Source organism: Xanthomonas sp. LMC-A-07 (genome assembly GCF_030208825.1).
Taxonomy (GTDB): domain Bacteria; phylum Pseudomonadota; class Gammaproteobacteria; order Xanthomonadales; family Xanthomonadaceae; genus Xanthomonas; species Xanthomonas campestris.
On the sequence record NZ_JARVTF010000005.1, the window covers coordinates 631,715 to 648,959 of the forward strand.

17 protein-coding genes and 1 pseudogene are annotated in these 17,245 nt (G+C 65.9%); 9 read left to right on the forward strand and 9 right to left on the reverse strand.

Features of this window, described 5'->3' with window-relative positions:
* The 3 genes and pseudogenes from QRM89_RS05735 to QRM89_RS05745 all read right to left on the reverse strand — a co-directional run.
* Positions 1 to 612 carry a hypothetical protein gene (locus QRM89_RS05735; protein WP_285447490.1) on the reverse strand — a complete coding sequence of 204 codons (612 nt, stop codon included), beginning with the start codon at positions 610 to 612 and terminating at the stop codon, positions 1 to 3.
* A gap of 253 nt (positions 613 to 865) precedes the next feature.
* On the reverse strand, positions 866 to 1,087 hold the full coding sequence (locus QRM89_RS05740) for a hypothetical protein (protein ID WP_161962875.1): 222 nt from the start codon (positions 1,085 to 1,087) through the stop codon (positions 866 to 868).
* Positions 1,088 to 1,486: 399 nt separating this feature from the next.
* A pseudogene (locus QRM89_RS05745) lies at positions 1,487 to 1,849 on the reverse strand (XVIPCD domain-containing protein); the annotation flags it as partial.
* Between the two features lie 163 nt (positions 1,850 to 2,012).
* Here QRM89_RS05745 and QRM89_RS05750 point away from each other — a divergent pair.
* The gene (locus QRM89_RS05750; RefSeq protein WP_285447491.1) at positions 2,013 to 2,639 is read left to right on the forward strand and encodes a dihydrofolate reductase family protein; all 627 of its coding nucleotides are present in this window, start codon (positions 2,013 to 2,015) and stop codon (positions 2,637 to 2,639) included.
* Positions 2,640 to 3,037: 398 nt separating this feature from the next.
* Here QRM89_RS05750 and QRM89_RS05755 read toward each other — a convergent pair whose 3' ends face one another.
* Positions 3,038 to 3,226, reverse strand: a complete 189-nt coding sequence (locus tag QRM89_RS05755) for a CsbD family protein (RefSeq protein WP_285447492.1) — start codon at positions 3,224 to 3,226, stop codon at positions 3,038 to 3,040.
* 134 nt (positions 3,227 to 3,360) lie between these two features.
* Positions 3,361 to 4,884 carry a helix-turn-helix transcriptional regulator gene (locus QRM89_RS05760; protein WP_115006527.1) on the reverse strand — a complete coding sequence of 508 codons (1,524 nt, stop codon included), beginning with the start codon at positions 4,882 to 4,884 and terminating at the stop codon, positions 3,361 to 3,363.
* Between the two features lie 159 nt (positions 4,885 to 5,043).
* On the opposite strand from QRM89_RS05760, the gene QRM89_RS05765 reads away from it, so the two are divergent.
* Together QRM89_RS05765 and QRM89_RS05770 are read left to right on the forward strand one after the other, a co-directional pair.
* Entirely contained in the window at positions 5,044 to 6,009 is a 966-nt protein-coding gene (locus tag QRM89_RS05765) for a hypothetical protein (protein ID WP_285447493.1), read from the forward strand.
* 380 nt (positions 6,010 to 6,389) lie between these two features.
* Positions 6,390 to 7,253 (forward strand): PIN domain-containing protein, encoded by an 864-nt coding sequence (locus QRM89_RS05770; protein WP_285447494.1) that lies wholly within the window; start codon positions 6,390 to 6,392, stop codon positions 7,251 to 7,253.
* Positions 7,254 to 7,395: 142 nt separating this feature from the next.
* Here the strand turns inward: QRM89_RS05770 and QRM89_RS05775 are convergent, their stop codons facing one another.
* Positions 7,396 to 8,547: an HDOD domain-containing protein gene (locus QRM89_RS05775; RefSeq protein WP_285447495.1), complete on the reverse strand. Its 1,152-nt coding sequence runs from the start codon at positions 8,545 to 8,547 to the stop codon at positions 7,396 to 7,398.
* A 157-nt stretch (positions 8,548 to 8,704) separates the two neighbouring features.
* On the opposite strand from QRM89_RS05775, the gene QRM89_RS05780 reads away from it, so the two are divergent.
* Positions 8,705 to 9,145, forward strand: a complete 441-nt coding sequence (locus QRM89_RS05780; RefSeq protein ID WP_014506007.1) for an SRPBCC family protein — start codon at positions 8,705 to 8,707, stop codon at positions 9,143 to 9,145.
* A gap of 863 nt (positions 9,146 to 10,008) precedes the next feature.
* On the opposite strand, the gene QRM89_RS05785 is transcribed toward QRM89_RS05780, so the two are convergent.
* The 3 genes from QRM89_RS05785 to QRM89_RS05795 form a co-directional block, all read right to left on the reverse strand.
* Entirely contained in the window at positions 10,009 to 10,320 is a 312-nt protein-coding gene (locus QRM89_RS05785; protein WP_014506009.1) for a protealysin inhibitor emfourin, read from the reverse strand.
* Positions 10,317 to 11,381, reverse strand: a complete 1,065-nt coding sequence (locus QRM89_RS05790; RefSeq protein WP_285447496.1) for a M4 family metallopeptidase — start codon at positions 11,379 to 11,381, stop codon at positions 10,317 to 10,319. The genes QRM89_RS05785 and QRM89_RS05790 overlap by 4 nt, the downstream gene beginning before the upstream one ends.
* Positions 11,382 to 11,492: 111 nt before the next feature.
* Positions 11,493 to 12,149, reverse strand: a complete 657-nt coding sequence (locus QRM89_RS05795) for an SDR family oxidoreductase (protein ID WP_285447497.1) — start codon at positions 12,147 to 12,149, stop codon at positions 11,493 to 11,495.
* A 244-nt stretch (positions 12,150 to 12,393) separates the two neighbouring features.
* On the opposite strand from QRM89_RS05795, the gene QRM89_RS05800 reads away from it, so the two are divergent.
* From QRM89_RS05800 to QRM89_RS05820, 5 genes are all read left to right on the forward strand, one after another.
* Positions 12,394 to 12,828, forward strand: coding sequence for an NUDIX domain-containing protein (locus QRM89_RS05800; RefSeq protein ID WP_119960686.1), 435 nt, complete (start codon positions 12,394 to 12,396; stop codon positions 12,826 to 12,828).
* Positions 12,829 to 13,310: 482 nt separating this feature from the next.
* Complete coding sequence (locus tag QRM89_RS05805; RefSeq protein ID WP_285447498.1) at positions 13,311 to 14,351, forward strand: AI-2E family transporter; 1,041 nt, start codon at positions 13,311 to 13,313, stop codon at positions 14,349 to 14,351.
* 209 nt (positions 14,352 to 14,560) lie between these two features.
* Positions 14,561 to 15,676 carry an alpha/beta hydrolase gene (locus tag QRM89_RS05810; protein WP_161963522.1) on the forward strand — a complete coding sequence of 372 codons (1,116 nt, stop codon included), beginning with the start codon at positions 14,561 to 14,563 and terminating at the stop codon, positions 15,674 to 15,676.
* Positions 15,677 to 15,781: 105 nt separating this feature from the next.
* A complete protein-coding gene (locus QRM89_RS05815; RefSeq protein WP_042595503.1) occupies positions 15,782 to 16,180 on the forward strand; it encodes a host attachment family protein in 399 nt (132 codons plus the stop codon).
* A gap of 15 nt (positions 16,181 to 16,195) precedes the next feature.
* Positions 16,196 to 16,528, forward strand: coding sequence for a thioredoxin family protein (locus QRM89_RS05820; RefSeq protein WP_115006539.1), 333 nt, complete (start codon positions 16,196 to 16,198; stop codon positions 16,526 to 16,528).
* Positions 16,529 to 17,245 lie beyond the last annotated feature (717 nt).

Sequence of the window (17,245 nt, forward strand, 5' to 3'; positions counted from 1 at the left end):
TCAGTCCTCAAATCTATGAGCGCTGATCCTTTTGACGCAACCAGTTGCCTTTTCCCCCGAAGCCTCTGCGCCTTTCTGATATGGATTTATTCGGACAAGCAGATTGCGGCGCGTATAGCTGTAATCCACAACCAAGCCAATCTCGTTATGAGACGTGGGCGCCGGTGAGAACCCCATGTCTACCAGCGATCGCTGAAAGTCTTCTAGCTTCAGCTCGCAGGGCAAAGTGCTTGCATCTGCGGAGGGATTCGATTGAATTAATTCAAGTGCAATACTGGACTGCGCTGACGAACTCTCATGAAGATTGTAAATCATGCTGTACTGCCAGTCGCCTCCAGGCACTTTTGACGTGTAGAAGCCAGACTTCTTATCTTCATCAGCTTGAAATGTAACCCCCATCGACGTCTGTACGACTGTCGGCGAAAGCGTGTCAACGCCATCGGTATTCTTGATCAATACCAAAAATCGCTTTCCCAGCTCGTTGGGTGTGATCTGGTTGCTCTCGCTCATGATTGCTCTTTCCTTGGTCGCAGTTGCCACACCATCCGTTGCACAGGACGTGGAGGAGAAGGTTAGTGTCAACGCCAGTAGCAGTTTCCAATGTTCTTTCATGTTCATGGTCCTTCTGGCATTCGAGGCTAAGTGTGCCGGCTCAGCGGAGGCCGAGCAATATTCCAAGCCAGTGCGGACAGAAGGAGTGGTGAGAAAGCACCTGTCGTCATCGGCCTTTTGTCTAAAGCGACAGCTGATCACGCGATACAACCCGTGGCGCTGGATGCTCAAGCCGCACTAGTTAGCAAAACCTAGTCATCGTTCCGGCCAGTCCGCCGGCCAGGCAGCTCACGCACGAACCAGACACACGCCGCTACCGCGCACCACCCAAATCCTCCAGCACGTCCTCCACCTGCTCGGCCAGATGCTGCAGACAGCGCGCCCACTGCTGCAGGGGAATGGCGGGCATGCCCATGGCGCCTTCGTCGCGTGTGCGTGGGCTGGCCAGGGTGGCGAGCAGGCGCAGTTGGTCGCGCACGCGCAGCAGGTGGTATTGCGTGCCTTCGGACATCCAGTAACCGGGTTCGTCGTGCATGCCGCTCTCCTTGCCATCAGGCAGCTCCCGCTGCACAACGCAGCGGGATGCCGGGAGGCTAGAAACCGCACAAAGCCGGCGGGCTTATTCCCCTTGCGGGTGTTGTATTCGCCGCCCTCCCGGCGCAGGAACGCCGAGCCATGCCCGATCTTGCGACCGGACACAAAAAACCCACCAAGTTGTCGGAGGTGGGTGCCGCTTTGTGAGGAGTTTCTAGGCTCCGTTCGGGAGTGTGCTGCTAGGGCTTCTCAGGGTCATGCCAGATGCAGCTCGCGTGCGATTGCCCAACGATGGCTTGTGCTCGTGTACGACGGCCTGCATGAAAAAGAAGGCAGAGGACGTCCCCTGCCGCCGCAATGCTGGCGTTGTCGCCATGCAGGCACGCCGCGGCTGCAGGACCTACCGGACAGGCGCCGTCTGGCTTGGCTCGTTCATGCTCCGCGACCCCTCGGGTTGCTGGGTGAGCGCGCGTTCCTGCGCCAGCGCCTGATTGGCGGCCAGCAGTTGCTGGTCGGACTGTTCGACCGGTGTCTGGATGGCCTGCTCCACGTCCACATGCACCCGCTTGTGTGCAGGGTCATCCAGGCGGCCCTCAACTGCGAACACATTGCCGGTTTTGCCCATCACTACGTGGTCCACACGCGTCAGTGCGTTCTCTGCCAGCGACCGGTCACCGGCGCCCGGATACGCATCGCGGTTGTCCTTGCACACGGCCAACAGACTCCGGCTGATTCGTTCGCTCATGGCGTCGTACGGCTTGCCCGCACGAGGTGCAGCCGGGTCCGCTGTTGATGGGCCTGTGCTGCTTGCCGGTAACGCCGTGCAGGCGCATGTCGAATTCCGTGCGGCCCATTCGTCGTTGTTACGAAGGCCGGCATCCTGCCTGCCGCGTCGTGCTCCCGCCGGGGCGCACAAGGAACCCGCAATGCGTGAGTTGAAATTGATGATGTCGGTGTCGCTGGATGGGTTTGTCAGCGGCCCGGCGGGCGAGATCGACTGGATGTTCAGTGGCGACCAGGCAGCCATTGCCTGGAAGGTTGAAACCGCGTGGAATGCCAGCCTGCACCTGATGGGCAGCCGTACATTCCAGGGCATGGCCAGCTTCTGGCCGACGGCCACCTCGCCGTTTGCCGTGCCGATGAACCAGATCCCCAAGGCAGTGTGTTCGGCACAGGGCCCGGCAGTGCTGGAGGTGGCCCGCGCATCACTCGCCGCTGCGCGCGCGCAACTGAGTACCCTGCCGGGCGCGCAGCTGCAGGCCGGCGCGGACAGCTGGGCCAATGCCACGGTCGCCAGCGGCCCGTTGGCCGATGCAATCGCCGCGCTCAAGGCCCAGGACGGCAAACCGATCATTGCCCACGGCGGCGCCGCCTTCGCGCGCAGCCTCATCGCCCACAACCTCGCAGACGAATATGTGTTGGGCGTTTACCCGATCCTGCTGGGCAAGGGCGTGCCGATCTTCAACGACCTGCCGGCCCCCAGGCCGCTCACGCTGGTGAGCACCCACACCTTCCCCAGCGGCTTCATGGCGCAAACGTATCGGCCTGCGTAGAAGTGCCTGGTGCCGTGTGTGTTGTCAGCAGCGCGGTGGCTGCTGGACACAAGACATCTGAGTCGTGCATAGCAGGGCCTGCCTTCCCGACATCATCCACGCGCCGTCTTGCATGCAGGCAGGTGATCATGCCGACGCGGCATTGATACGTGTGAGCGGGGCGTTGTGCACAAAATGCGTGCGCAGAGCCTTAAACGCCAAACGCCCCGGACAAGCCGGGGCGTTTGGCGTTTAACTCATTGGCGTAGTGCGCGTGGACCATTCAACGGCGATGGCCCTCAACGCATTCCGCCTTCCATCGGCTGTGCACTACCCGCAGGCTGCAGCACTGCGCACCAAACCAACCTGACATGAGCACCACCTGCCAAACCTGCAACAGCAGCGCTGGAGCGAAGGAGTTACTTGGTGGGCTTGGTCGCGTCGCGCACGTCGTCGGCGAGTTCGCCGGCCTTGCGCTGCACCTTGCCGATATTCTTTTCGGCGGCGCCTTCCAGTTCGGTGCTCTTGTCGCCGGTGACACGGCCGATGGCTTCCTTCACCGAGCCCTTGAGCTGCTTGGCGGCGCCTTCGATACGGTTCTTATCCATGGGACGTTTCTCGTAGTTTGGGGAACCAGTCCAGTCTGTCTGGGCCGGTGTGAGCATGGTGTGCGTCTGTTGCGGCGCTGCCCACATGCGAATGCACTAGCTGGACTGGTGCATTCGCGTCATCTACCCCGCGCTCATGGCTTGCGTGCAGGTTTCTTTGCCGGGCGGCCGGCAAAACCACGCTCACGCGCCCAGACAATGGCTTCGCCGCGGCTATGCACATCGATCTTGGAATACAGCGCGGCCACATGGTTGCGCACCGTGTTGGGCGACACACCCAGTTGCTGGGCGATCTCCTTGTCGGCCAGGCCTTCGGCGAGCAGGCCCAGCACATCGCGCTCGCGGCCCGTGAGGTCGGCCACGCCACAGCCGTGCGCCTGGCTGGGGCGGTTGGCACGGCGCACGTTGGCTAGTTTTTCCAGCAAGGTCTGGCTGAACCAGGAGGCATCCTGCATCACCGCTTCAATGGCGGTGACCAGTTCCATCTCGGTGCGTTTGCGGTCGGTGATGTCCATCAGCGACACCAGATAGCACTGCACGCCGTGGATGCTCACCGTCTCGGCCGACACCAGGCAATCCAGGGGTTCGCCGTCCTTGCGCGCAATGGCATATTCGACATTGAGCATGCTGCCGCTTTCGGCCAGCGCATGGCAGAACTGCTGGTACGCCTGGCGCGTGGCAAACAGGCCGATTTCATCGATGGATTTGCCCATGATGTCTTCGCTGGCGTACTGCGTGGTTTGCGAGACGGCATCGTTGATCTCCACGATCTGCAGGCTCTCTGCGTTGCAGATCAAGGTGGGCACTGGCGTGATGCGAAATGCCTTGGCAAAACGCTCCTCGCTCTGGCGCAGCGCCACCTCGGCGCGGCGACGCGGTTCCAGGTCCATGAAGGTAAACAGCATGCAGGCCTCTTCGCCGATCTCGATCGGCTGGCCGGCCACCACCACCATCTTGGTGCTGCCATCGGGCAGGCTGAGTTCTGCCTGCATCTGCGGAATGGTGGCGCCTTCGTTGAGTCGCTCCAGTGCCAGCTCGCGGCGCTCGGCCAGCTCCAGCACATCCACCTCGAATACGCTCTTGCCCACCACTGCCTCGCGGGTGTAGCCGGTCATTTCCACAAAGCCCTGGTTGACCTTGATGTAGCGCTGATCGGCGAGCCGACAGATCACCGCCGGTGCCGGGTTCGCATTGAAGGTGCGTTCGAACCGCTGCTCGGCGCTGGCCCAGTCGCTGGCGTCGGCGACGATGAGCACCAGGCAGTCGGGCGCGCCCTGCGCGTCGGTGAGCACCAGGCTGCGCACGCGGTGCACCCATTGCGCGTCGGTGTCGGCGCGGACCACTTCCACCACCACGTCGTTGAACACTTCACCGGCGATGACGCGGTCGATGGGGTAATTGCCGGCGTTGAGGCGGTGGTTGTTGCGGTAACGCAGCTGGAAGCGCGCGCGGTAGTCGCTCACCGTTGCGCCGAGTTCGGCCAGGTCGCTGGCGCCATGCATGGCCAGTGCGGCCTCGTTGGCCCAGGTGATGGTCTGGTCGGGCTCCACCAGGATCACGCCTTCGCTCAGGCCGGTGATGATCTGCTGCAACTGGCGGCGATTGGTGGACTGCGGCGGCGGCGCGAGCGGCGCCGTGGGTTCACACGCGGACGACATGCACTAACTCCTGAGGACGGCGGCAGGCCACACCAAGCGTGGCGCGCAACGGTAGCGGCTGCCTGACGCGAATGCACTAGCCGGCCTGGTGCATTCGGCTCAGGCATCGCCGCTGGCCGGCTCACACACTGGCGGCACGTTCCCTCCACGAGGCATTCCATGGCCCACGTCGTCCGTTCTTCCTACGCGCCCCGCATGTCCTGGGGCGCGGTCCTTGCCGGCTGCACCTTCGCACTGGTCACCTATCTCACCTTGAGCGTGCTGGGTACCGCCATTGGCGCCTCCACCATCGACCCGCTGCGCGAGGCCAACCCGGTCAGCGGGCTGGGCACCGGTGCCGGCATCTGGCTTGCGCTGAGCACGCTGGTGTCCATTGCCCTCGGCGCGTTCGTGGCCGGCCGCCTGGCCACCGCGCGTGGCGGGCTGCATGGCCTGCTGAGCTGGGCGGTGACCTCGCTGATCACCACCTGGCTGGTGGCCGCGCTGGCCAGCAGTGCGGTGGGCGCGGTGTCCGATGTGGCCGGCAAGGGCCTGTCGTTGACCGGCCAGGGCATTGCCGCGGCCGCGCCGTCGCTGAGCAATGGCGTACAGCAGGAACTCAAGCAGCAGGGCATCGACCTGGATTGGGCCGACCTGCGCGGCCAGCTGGACACTGCGCTGCGCCAAACCGGCAAGGCCGAACTGGACCCGCAGCGGCTGAAGGACCAGGCCCAGGACGCGGCCACCGAAGGCAAGGCCGCCGCCAGCGACGCCGCACAGACCCCGCAGGTGGCCGGTGATGCGTTGGCCGCCTGGTTCGACCGCGTCCGCGCGCAGGCCAAGCCGGCCATTGATGCCGCCGACCGCGACGCGCTGATCAACCTGATCGTCGCCCGCACCGGCAAGCCACGCGCCGAGGCCGAGCAGATGGCCGACAACTACGCGCAGACCTACCAGAAGGCCGTGGCCCAGTACGACGCGCTCAAGCGCACCGCCGAGCAGAAGGCACGCGAAGCCGGCGACACCGCCGCACGCGGTGTCTCGCGCGCCGCCTGGACCACGCTGGTGCTGCTGCTGTTGGGCGCCGCCGTGTCATTCGCCGCCGGCCGGGTGGGCCGCCGTACCGATCCGGTGGTGGAGGGGTGAGCCCTTGGCGGCGATGACGTCACCTGCCGACCAGCACTGACGGCATGCGCGTGCGAGCCGGGCCATCTAGGGGTGGCCCGGCTTTTTTTGTGGTGTCTCCCGCCGCACGGCGTGTTGCGTGGCGGGATGCTGTGGAGCGCTGCGAGCAACGAGGGGGTTCGGTGCTGTGGGTCATCGGATGCTGGCGTGCAGAAACGCCGGCAGTGGGCCGCAGACCTCACGTATGCGTTAGGTCGTGCATATGACAGCGGTGAAGCGCTGCGTGTGAGGTTGACCGCTCTGCGCGGTGCGCGTTGCCTTCAGACGAGCGGCAGCTGCGGGGCTGGCACGTGTGGCGTGCTTCCGGCGATGATCCGGAGCGGGGATTCCAGGGAATGGCAATGCAAGCGGACGCTGCAACAGGCGCGCATGGTGCGCGCACCAACTACGTCTTGATCGACTACGAAAACGTGCAACCCACCGACGCACGCTTGCTCAATCGCGATGATGTGCGGGTGTGGGTGTTCGTGGGCGCAAACCAGAAAAGCGTCTTGACCGATCTGGTCACCGAGCTGCAGGTGCTGGGCACGCGCGCCAGGTATGAGCGTTGCTCCGGCAACGGCTTCAACGCGCTGGATTTCCATATCGCGTATGTGCTGGGGCAACTCTCGCGCGACGACCCGGCCGGCTTCTTCCATATCATCTCGAAAGACACCGGCTTCGATCCGCTGATCGCTTACCTGAAACAGCAGAAGATCTTCGGCGCACGTGCTGCCAGCATCTCGCAGATGCCGCTGTTCAAGCCGATGGCCGCTTCGGGGCATATGGCGACTACCGCACCGCAGCCATTGCCTGCATCTGCAACGCCACCGTTGATGCCGCGCGCGCTGATTTCGGTTCCTGCCTCCAAGGCATCGGCGCCTGCGGCGGCCAACGAACTAGCCCCAGTAACGCTGCACCCTGCGCAGGTCTCAACCACGCCAGCCAGCGCGAAGACACCCGTACCACCGGTCAAATCCACCGCCGCTACACATCCGGCCAAAGGCACCAAGCCGCCAACAGCGGCCGAGCGTCTGCAGAAGATCCGCGCCTCGTTGGCCAAGATGCCGGCGCGTGCGCGCCCCATCAAATTGACCTCGCTGCAGAATCACATCGCCGCGCATTTCCAGAAAGCGATCAGCGCCGCAGAGGTCAGCGCCGTGATCGCCGGGCTACAGAAGGCCGGCGTGTTGCAGGTCAGCGAAAGCAAAGTGCGCTACTGCTGATCGCGCAACGCGCGGGCTGGCTCGGCTGCACATGGTTGCGCGCAACTGCAGTGTGCGCACTACAAATAATGGGAGTGGCGAACATCAGGCTGCACAGGTACGTCGTAGATCTGGCGCGCTTACCGTGCGCTGCTGATGCCAGTCACTCCACGCTCGCCGCCACCAGCCGCTGCCACAGCGCGGCATTGGCCGCCTCGTCCGGTTCCAGCGTGGCGAGCACGCTCAGGGCGTGGGCCTCGGTTTCGGCGCCGTGGCGGGCGAGCATGGCCAGGGCGGCGGCCAGGCGCCCGTAGCGCAATGCGCGCCCGAGCGATGTGGCCAGCAAGGTGCTGTCGTGCTCGGGGCGTTGTTCGTCCAGCGCGGTGCCGAGTTGGGCGGGCAGCTCCCAGGCCGTGGCGATGGTCTTGGCCACCGCGGCGGTGTGGCGGTCGACCAGGGTGGCGGCCACCTCCAGGCTGTACGGCACCGACGGCTGCTCGGCGTAGGCGTCGCGCAGCACGCGCAGGATCACCACCGCGCCCAGGCCTTGCAGCAGGCCGGCCAGTTGCGCCGACAAGGTGTCGCCACCGCGCTCGCGCACATAGGCGGCCGCGGCGGTGGCCGTGCGCAGCGCGTAGTCCCAGACCGCCGCCGGCAGGCGGGCGTACAGGCCACCTTCCAGGCTGAGCACTGGTTGCATCACCGCGGCGGCCACGATCTGGCGCACGCCTTCGGTGCCGATGTGCACCACCGCGCGCTCCAGGCTTTCCAGCGGGCCGCCTTGCGGGCGATACAGGGCACTGTTGGCGATGCGCAGCAGGTTGGCGGCCAGCGCCGGGTCCTGCGCGATGATCGCGGCGATGCCGCGGCCGGACGCATCCGGGTCGTTGACCGCACGCATCAGCTGCGGCAACAGGTGTGGGCGCCGCGGCAGCAGCTGCGGGCGCATGTCCACGTGGTCGAGCGCGCTGACCGCACTGGACAGCACGGCGGCCTGGGCGGGGTCGATGGCGGCGTCGGCATCGGCCAGCGAGGGGGTGTCCATCACCGCGGCATACATGCGCCGCAACAACGGGCGCATCGGCGGCGGCTCGGCCATCACCGCGCGCGGCTCGGGTGTGCTTGCAGGCATGGCGGTGGCAGCGCCATCGGGTGCCGCGGTGGCGCCCGCGGCCGGTGCCGCTGGCGCGGACTCGGGCAACGGTGCGGGGTCGGTGGTGGAGACGGCGGGCGGGTCCCCACGACGCGAGGCGGCGACCACGCCGAGCACGATGGCAAGCACGCCCACAACAGCCAACAGCACAATCACAAGCATCTTGGGAAATCGTTTGATCAGTGGCGCGACTATCCGCGAAGCGGGCCGTGCCGGCAACGTGGCACGCGCGCGGGCACTGCCTGGCGCGGTCGTGTCGATTTCCGGCGGCCTGGTGCGTCGTCGGGCAGAGGGTCGTCCTCTGCCATCTGCGAGTGCCATGTCCACCGTCACCCTGCACCGTGTTCTGCGTGCCAGCCCCGAGCGGGTCTACCGCGCCTTCCTGGATGCCGCTGCGTTGAGCAAGTGGTTGCCGCCGCATGGGTTTACCAACACGGTGGAGCATCTGGATGCCCGCGTCGGCGGTACCTTCCGCATGGCGTTCACGCAGTTTGGCAGCGGCCAGCGGCACGCCTTCGGTGGCACCTACCGGGAGCTGGTGCCCAACGCGCTGCTGCGCTACGACGATGTCTTCGACGACCCGTCACTGCCCGGTACGCTGCTGACCACGGTGCGGCTGCTGCCGTTGCCGTGCGGCACCGACCTGCACGTGGTGCAGGAGGGGATTCCCGAACAGATCCCGCAGCACGCCTGCTACCTGGGCTGGCAGGAGTCGTTGACGCTGCTGGCGTTGTTGGTGGAAGCGCAGCGCGCTGAGTGAACCTGGCGCCACAGCGACTGCTGCACGATCGATGCGGCGGTGCAGCGATGAGCGGGCTGTCTTCAGGTTGACCGCTGCGCTGCACGCGATGCTAACGGGGACACCGCGACTATGCGTCACCAGCTGTGCAGCCCTAGAGCATCTAGGCAGCTTAAAGGGTGCAGGCATCCGCAGTTGGACCACTTTCTTCGACAGACCCCGTGCAGGCATGGAGGTCTGTCGCGCCGTGTGTGGCGTTTGCTGGATGTGCTGGTCGACGCCGCCGGCGGTATCCGTAGGAGCGCGCTTGCGCGCGATGGAGCGTTACCGGTAGAGCTTCTTCGCGAGCGAGCGCGCTCCTACGCGGCTGTTTGCGCGGTTACGTATTCTGATCGTTTGCGTGCTGGCCGCTCCAAGGTTTCCGAGCTGTAGTCGCACGCTCTGTGGCGGCTGTACGCCGAATAAGCGCACCAGTCTTGTCTACGTTGATGCTTTGGCAACCGCGACCAAGCTGCCTTTGTAGGAGTGCGCTTGCGCGCGATGGGGGGTTACCGGTGAAGCCTCATCGCGCGCGAGCGCGCTCCTACGTTGCATTTGCTTGGCGCGTTACGTGCTGCGATCGCTTGCGTGTCATCGCCGCTACAACATCTGTCCTGAGCCGCGGGTTCTGTCCCAATGTCGAATGTGGTGGAGCGTGCAGCCCTGGCGTAATGATTTTGGGCCGCCCTGCGGCACCCGCGACCAGGCTGCCTTTGTAGGAGCGCGCTTGCGCGCGATGGGGCGTTACCGGGGAAGCCTCATCGCACGCAAGCGCGCTCCTACGAGGCATCGATCAAGCGGACGTTGAGCGGCGTCTCTGAGCTACGCGCTCGCGTGCAACTCATCTACAACGTGCCCTGCTTCCACAGCCGTACGATTTCCGCGGGGGCGTGTTCTTCGGGGATGCGCAGCGGTTCGCTGGCGCCGTCCCAGATGATGCTGAAATAGCGGCGGTCGCCGCCGCCGGCTTGCGGGGCGGGGAGTGCATGCGCCAAGCACTGATCCAGCAGCGCGCCCAGGTGTTGGCGTTGCACCTCGTCCAGCTCTTCCAGCACCAGCTGGCGCTCGCGGCGCATGGCCGGGAATGCGGCCACGCCACCTTCGCGTGCCAGCCGCAACACGACACCCGGTTGCAAGGGCGGCAGTTGCACGGTCATGCGAGCACGCCTACGTCGCGCCAGGCCTGTTCCACCGCACTGGCCTCGGCACTGCCCGCGCCGTAATCGGTGCTGGCCACGCGCACGGTGAGTGCGGCGAAGGTGGCGAAGTCCGCACTGGCCGACAGCGCGCCGCCGGTGAGGGCGCGGTACCAGATGCGCCCGGCCTTTTCCCAGGCGTAACCGCCGATGGCAACCGCGGCGCGTTGGAAGGCGCGGTTGGGAATGCCGGAGTTGTAGTGCACGCCGCCGTCGTCTTCTTGCGTGTCCACGTAGGCGTCCATATGCGCCGGTTGCGGGTCCTTGCCTAAGGCCGGGTCGTCGTAGGCGGTGCCTGGCGCCTGCATCGAGCGTAGCGCCACGCCCTGCACGCCGGGCAGGAACATGCCGGCACCCACCAGCCAATCGGCTTGCGCGGCGTCCTGGCGCAGCGCGTATTGCTTGACGAGCACGCCGAACACGTCGGAGACCGATTCGTTCAAGGCACCGGACTGGCCCTGGTAGATCAGGTTGGCGGTGCGCTCGGTAACACCGTGGGTGAGCTCATGGGCCACCACGTCGATGGCGATGGTGAAGCGGGTGAAGATCTCGCCGTCGCCATCGCCGAACACCATCTGCTCGCCGGTCCAGAACGCGTTGTCGTAGTTGCGCTCGTAGTGCACGGTACCAAGCAGCGGCATGCCGGCATCGTCGATCGAGTTGCGCGCATACACCTGCTGGAAGAAGGCATGGGTGGCGCCGAGGTAATCGTAAGCCTCGGTCACGGCGACATCGTCGGTGGGCGGCGCACCTTCCTCGCGCACCAGCACGCCAGGCAGGGCGGTGCCTTGCTGGGCGTCGTAGAGATGCCGCCGCACCGCGGTGTCAGTGGTGGCGGTGGGCGCATCGTCGGCGCTGTCGCGCGCCAGCAACCCCTGCGCGCGGCGCTGGCGCAGCTGCGCGGTAATGTGGCGGGTGAGCTGCGCGCAGTGCCGTGCGCGCTCCGGTGCGGCCTGCGCCACGTGGTCCAGCAGATACGGCGGCAGGATGCCGGCGCGGCGGGGCGCAACAGACGCAGACATAGCGATCTCCACAGTGGGGGCTGCGCCGGCGACTATGCGCGGTGCGACTTTAGGAAATCGTTAGCTGCCAGCGGTCCTTGCCATGGCAGCGCGCTGCGGACCGGCTGGCGTTCATGCCAGCTGCGCGAGCGCCTGCGTGATGGGGGTGGGCCCATCCACGAATCCCACGGTCTTGCCGATGGTGGCCGGCGTGACCAGGGTGGCGGCGATCACCTGCGCGACATTGGCGCGCGATACGCCCTCGCTGGTGTCGCTTCCCGGGTCGCGGGCGATGCAGCCGCTGGGTGGGCCCAGGGTGAGCCGGCCCGGCCCAAGCACGGTCCAGTCCAGCGTGGTGCCGCGCAGGTGCGCATCGGCAGCTGCCTTGGCCTGCGCATAAGCGAAGAAGCCATCGTCCGGGCTCACCCCGTGTTCCAGCCCCGCGCCCAGGTAGGACACCATCACGTAGCGCCGCACACGCGCCTGCTCGGCCGCGTGCATCGAGCGGATCGCGGCATCGCGGTCCACCGCATAGGTGCGTGCGGCATCGCCACCGCCGGCACCGGCCGACCAAACAACTGCATCATGGCCGGTGATGTGCGCGGCGATGGCCGCGGTGTCGGCATGTTCGATATCGAACAGCGCGGGTTTGGCGCCATCGGCGATCACATCGCTTGCGTGGTCGGGATTACGGAATAGCGCGGTGACGTGGTGGCCACCGGCCAGCAGCAGCGGGGTGAGCAGTCGCGCCACCTTGCCGTGGCCACCGATCAACAGAATGCGAGACATGGAATTCCAACCAATGCGCCTGCTGCGAGGCGTGATGACCTAGCGTGACGGCTGCGGCGCTAAGGCGATGTCATTGGTTGCGTTCGCAAGGCGTTTCGCAGGGCGTTGGCAACGAATGCATGCGATGCCCTGATGCAGCCGCCGCGGTGACGCAGGGTGGCCACGGCATTTACGCAGTTTGCCCGCGCCCGCAGCGCTGCCGGACAATGCGCCCGCCACGCACCGTGGCGTACCAGGCCCACCGATGACCGCTCCGTCTGATTCCCACGCCCGCGTTGGTTGCGGCGCCTTCATCCGTCGCAGCGACGGCCGCCTGTTGCTGGTGCTGCGGGCACGCGCGCCCGAACAAGGTCACTGGGGATTGCCCGGCGGCAAGGTGGACTGGATGGAAACAGCGGAAGATGCAGTAGTGCGCGAAACCCTGGAAGAAACCGGTCTGCACATTCGCCTGCAGCGCGTGCTGTGCGTGGTGAGCCAGTTCGAGCGGGCGCTGTCACCGCCGCAGCACTGGGTGGCACCGGTGTACCTGGCCGCGATCGACGGCAGCGAAACCGCCGTGCTGCGCGAACCCGACGCACTGCACGACCTGGGCTGGTTCGCACTGGATGCATTGCCCACGCCACTGACCCGCTCGGCAACGCTGGCGGTACAGCAGCTGGCGCATGATGCCGCGGCTTGATTGAGACATACGGATGCTGCAAGTGCTGCGCGGGTAGTGGTGCAACCGCGCGACACGCGGGCCACGTTGGATCCAGAGGTGTCTACACTGAAGCGGGCGCGGGGATACACCCCGGCATTGCGGCAGGTTGCCGCCAAGCGGCGGCCCCTGCTTGAAGAGACGGTGCAACGGCGCGACCGGCGTCGTTAGCTGACGTGGCTCGACTGGCGCGCTCGATGCAGACGTGTGGCCTGATCAGGAACGCAGTAAGACACCTCCGGCATTCGGTACGCTGCCGCCAAGCGGTGGTGCTGTCTGAGGCACTGATGTGGCGGCGCGACGCGTGCTTGGGTGTGTGGCCCGGAGGACGCGTCAGCGAATGCGCAAGTCGCACGTCGCGCACACCGCAAGCGCAACGGATGCAGCCCCGCCAGCACGGGCACAAAATCTTCTCGCACGCCTCGCTAGGCTGAGTGCTGTTTCCGCGTTGCGAGCTGTTGTCCATGCCGTCCTCCGATCTGCGTGCCTTCGTCGTCCGTGTGGTCATCGTGCTGGCCCTGGTGGCCTGCGCGTGGTTGCTGTGGGCGCTGTCGGGCCTGCTGCTGATGGTGTTCGGTGCGGTGGTGGTGGCGGTGCTGCTGCGCGCGCTGGCCAGTTGGGTCACCCGCTATACGCCGCTGTCGGATGGCATGGCTTTGGGGCTGGTGGTGGTCGTGGTGGCGGTGGGATTCACGGCGTTGCTGTGGTTGTTCGGCTCGCAATTGGCGACAGAGCTCGGCGCCCTGCAGCGCACCTTGCCGCAGGCCTGGGCGCGCTTCCATGATTGGGTTACGGCCGGGCCGTTGGGGCCAGCGCTGGAAGAACTCACCCGCCAGGCACCGGCGCGCGTGTCCAATCTGGCGCCGCGTGCCGGCGCCTTCGCGCTCAGCATCACCGGTGGTGTGGCGAACCTGTTCCTGGTGCTGGCCGGTGCGGTCTATCTGGCCGCGCAACCGCAGTTGTATCGGCGCGGGCTGTTGTTGCTGTTTCCCGTGCAGGCGCGCGCCACCATGGACGATGCCGTGCGTGCCAGCGGCACCGCGTTGCGGCTATGGCTGCGCGGGCAATTGCTGGCGATGGTGGTGGTGGGCGCACTCACCGGGCTGGGCCTGTGGGCACTGGGCATTCCCGGCGCACTTGCCCTGGGCATCATCGCCGGCCTGCTGGATTTCGTGCCGATCGTCGGGCCGATCCTGGCCGCCATTCCGGCCATCCTGCTGGGCTTTACGGTGAGTCCGCAGATGGCGCTGGCCACGGCGGCGTTGTTCGTCGTCGTGCAGCAGATCGAAGGCAACATTCTGCTGCCGTTGATCCAGCAACGCACTGTGGATCTACCGCCGGTGTTGCTGCTGTTTTCGCTATTCGGCATCGGCACGTTGCTGGGGCCCGCAGGTGTCTTGCTCGCTGCACCGTTGACGGTGGTGGCCTTCGTGCTGGTCAAGCGCCTGTATGTGCAGGAAGCACTGCATACACCCACCTCCATCCCCGGGCAGAAGCACGACTGAGCAAGGCGTCTGCGTAAGCGGCACCGCTGCAATGCAAGTAATTTTTTCAAGCATGGATGTGCCTGCTTGTGCGCTGCGCGACGCGATCACTGCAGCGCCGTCTCCCATGGCAGCCGTACACATGGCATGCCGCAGTGCGCAGGCTATGCTCGTGCGTTGATCGACGCCTGGGAGGGCATTGCATGACACACCATCGATGGACACGACGCATGCTGCTGGGGTGCCTGGCGTTGCTAAGTGCGGCGAGCGCGAGTGCGGCTGCGCCTGCAGCTGCAGCCGCATCGGAGCCGGCCGCAACGCTGGGCGTTCGACATGTGCCCGCGTTCGATCTGCCCGTGTCTGAGTACCTGAGCCCTGCGGCCCGTGCGCAGGTCAGTGGCGACGTGGACCGCGGCGACCCGCTGGCCAAGGCCGACAACGCCACGCTGCTGCGCCAGCTGCCCACCATTCGCTCCGATACCGAACGTTGGGCCGCAGGCGTCATCGCGCAGATGCGCACGCGCTACGCGGTGGAGATCACGCCCGAGCAGTGGAACGGTGTACCGGTGCTGCGTGTGCAGCCGCGCACGCGCACGCCCGAGCAGGCCAAGCGGTTGCTGATCGAATTGCATGGCGGCGGCTTTGTGATGGGCAGTGCGGCCTCGTTCGGGTTGATGGAAGCCATTCCGGTGGCGGCGATGACCGGCATCACCGTGGTGGCGGTGGATTACCGCATGGGCCCGGAGCACCAGTTCCCCGCGGCCAGCGAGGACGTGGCCGCGGTGTATCGCGCCGCCCTCAACACCTACACCCCGGCGCAGGTGGGCCTGTTCGGCTGTTCGGCCGGTGGCGTGCTCACCGGCGAGGCGCTGGCGTGGTTTGCCAAGGAACAATTGCCGATGCCGGCGGCGGCGGGCCTGTTCTGCGCTGCTGGCGACGCGCGTTACCGCGGCGATTCGCAGCGCGTGGTCGCGGCGGTGAACGATGCCCTGCTGCCCGATGCGGCAGGCGCCCTGCCGATCATGGAGGACCTGTACTACGGGCCGGATGTGAATTTCCGCGACCCGCTGGTATCACCGGTGTTCTCCGATGCGGTGCTGCGCCAGTTCCCGCCCACCTTGCTAATCACCGCCACACGCGCGGCCGAGTTGAGCAATGCGTCCTACACGCACGCGCGGCTGGTGGATCTGGGGCGCGAGTCGGACCTGCATGTCTGGGACGGCTTGGGCCATGCCTTCCATCTCACCGACACGCTGCCCGAGAGCCAGCAGGCCCTGCGGGTGATGGCGCGCTTTTTCAGCAAGCATCTGGGCCTGCCGCCGCCGCCGCTACCGGCGGCGCGCTAACGCGGCACACACACCGGCTACCCGCGGTGCTTACATCGGCTTGCTTAGGTTGAGGTCGATGGCGCTGCAATTGCATCGCTGACACTGAAACAGGAGAAATTACGGATGAGTCTGCAAATTCCCCAAGGTGCGTTGGTGGTGGTGGCCGATGGCGGCGAAGCGCGGTGGTTCACCAATACCGGCGACGAAGCCAAGGTGGTGTTGCGCCAGCATGCCCGCACCGATGTGCAGAACGTCGATGACGAGGGCCCGGCCGGCAAAGTTCCGCCCCGCACCGCAGAGGCGGAACTCGACGAAATGACCTTCGCCAAGCAGCTGTCGCAGGCCTTGAACGACGGGGCGCTCAAGCACGAGTACAACCACTTGGTACTGGTGGCCGACCCGACCACACTGGGCCGGGTGCGCCCGCTGCTGCACAAGGAAACTCAGCAGCGCCTGGTGGGCGATTTGGCGAAGGACTTCACCAACTTGCCGCTGGAAGATATCCAGCGCGCGCTGTCCTAAGGAGCGCACGCAGCGATGGCGTTCGTGCGGGAGTACGCGGCGCAGGCGCCGGACCGTAGCGCGGTCGATGCGCAACCGGGGCTGCAGGTGCTGGAGTTCGGCACCGACTGGTGCGGCCACTGCATGGCCGCGCAACCGCTGTTGCAGAAGCTGCTGGGCGGTTACGCGGATATCGAGTACCGCAAGATCGAAGACGGAAAAGGGCGGCCGCTGGGCCGCTCGTTTCGCGTGAAGCTGTGGCCCACCATCGTCCTGCTGCGCGATGGCGAAGAAGTCGCCCGCGCCGTCAGGCCGCAGACGCGTGAGGATTTGCAGGCAGTGTTATCGGCCTTGGAGGCGGTGGGGTGAATCCGCTGCTGCGGTCGGCGCGGTCTGCTGTTCTACTGGTATGAAAGTGCCACCGCGGCGCCGTCGCACACCGCGCAAATCCATGTAGGGGCGCGCTGACGCGCGATGGGGCGTTACCGGTAAAGCCCGATCGCGCCCAAGGGCGCTCCTACGAAAGGCGGGCCGTGCAGCACTCGTTAGCCTCCAGAGCGAGGGTGTTTGCAGCATCAATAACGCAAGCGCGCACCATGCAGAGATCGATAGCTCCGTAGGAGCGCGCTTGCACGCGATGAAGCTCTACCGGTAAAGCCCGATCGCGCGCAAGCGCGCTCCTACGAAAGGCGGGCCGTGCAGCACTCGTTAGCCTCCAGAGCGAGGGTCTTTGCAGCATCAATAACGCAAGCCCGCACCATGCAGAAAACGATAGCTCCGTAGGTGCGCGCTTGCGCGCGATGAAGCTCTACCGGTAACGCCTCATCGCGCGCAAGCGCGCTCCTGCGACAAGCGGGCGCGGATGATTCATGTCGGCAAAGCCACGCGCACTTGCTGAAGACACATTCAGGAAAACCCCTGAAATCAGGCCATTTACCGCAGCGTCCCACGCTCGCGCCTGCAACGCTGTGCACGCTGGTGTAACATGTCGAGCTGATCAAGCCCTTGGGCACTGCCCACCCCTTGGTCGTCTGTCCCGCAGCGTCGCTGAGTTTACGCGGCCGTCCGGGAATGCCTCCGGCGTCG

What these genes read in the sequence shown, in the direction of transcription:
- QRM89_RS05765 (WP_285447493.1), top strand. Translation starts at nt 5,044, where the DNA reads ATGGCCCACGTCGTCCGTTCTTCCTACGCGCCCCGCATGTCCTGGGGC.
- QRM89_RS05735 (WP_285447490.1), bottom strand. Translation starts at nt 612, where the DNA reads ATGAAAGAACATTGGAAACTGCTACTGGCGTTGACACTAACCTTCTCC.
- QRM89_RS05775 (WP_285447495.1), bottom strand. Translation starts at nt 8,547, where the DNA reads ATGCTTGTGATTGTGCTGTTGGCTGTTGTGGGCGTGCTTGCCATCGTG.
- QRM89_RS05820 (WP_115006539.1), top strand. Translation starts at nt 16,196, where the DNA reads ATGGCGTTCGTGCGGGAGTACGCGGCGCAGGCGCCGGACCGTAGCGCG.
- QRM89_RS05790 (WP_285447496.1), bottom strand. Translation starts at nt 11,381, where the DNA reads ATGTCTGCGTCTGTTGCGCCCCGCCGCGCCGGCATCCTGCCGCCGTAT.
- QRM89_RS05760 (WP_115006527.1), bottom strand. Translation starts at nt 4,884, where the DNA reads ATGTCGTCCGCGTGTGAACCCACGGCGCCGCTCGCGCCGCCGCCGCAG.
- QRM89_RS05750 (WP_285447491.1), top strand. Translation starts at nt 2,013, where the DNA reads ATGCGTGAGTTGAAATTGATGATGTCGGTGTCGCTGGATGGGTTTGTC.
- QRM89_RS05755 (WP_285447492.1), bottom strand. Translation starts at nt 3,226, where the DNA reads ATGGATAAGAACCGTATCGAAGGCGCCGCCAAGCAGCTCAAGGGCTCG.
- QRM89_RS05800 (WP_119960686.1), top strand. Translation starts at nt 12,394, where the DNA reads ATGACCGCTCCGTCTGATTCCCACGCCCGCGTTGGTTGCGGCGCCTTC.
- QRM89_RS05810 (WP_161963522.1), top strand. Translation starts at nt 14,561, where the DNA reads ATGCTGCTGGGGTGCCTGGCGTTGCTAAGTGCGGCGAGCGCGAGTGCG.
- QRM89_RS05770 (WP_285447494.1), top strand. Translation starts at nt 6,390, where the DNA reads ATGCAAGCGGACGCTGCAACAGGCGCGCATGGTGCGCGCACCAACTAC.
- QRM89_RS05815 (WP_042595503.1), top strand. Translation starts at nt 15,782, where the DNA reads ATGAGTCTGCAAATTCCCCAAGGTGCGTTGGTGGTGGTGGCCGATGGC.
- QRM89_RS05805 (WP_285447498.1), top strand. Translation starts at nt 13,311, where the DNA reads ATGCCGTCCTCCGATCTGCGTGCCTTCGTCGTCCGTGTGGTCATCGTG.
- QRM89_RS05785 (WP_014506009.1), bottom strand. Translation starts at nt 10,320, where the DNA reads ATGACCGTGCAACTGCCGCCCTTGCAACCGGGTGTCGTGTTGCGGCTG.
- QRM89_RS05795 (WP_285447497.1), bottom strand. Translation starts at nt 12,149, where the DNA reads ATGTCTCGCATTCTGTTGATCGGTGGCCACGGCAAGGTGGCGCGACTG.
- QRM89_RS05780 (WP_014506007.1), top strand. Translation starts at nt 8,705, where the DNA reads ATGTCCACCGTCACCCTGCACCGTGTTCTGCGTGCCAGCCCCGAGCGG.
- QRM89_RS05740 (WP_161962875.1), bottom strand. Translation starts at nt 1,087, where the DNA reads ATGCACGACGAACCCGGTTACTGGATGTCCGAAGGCACGCAATACCAC.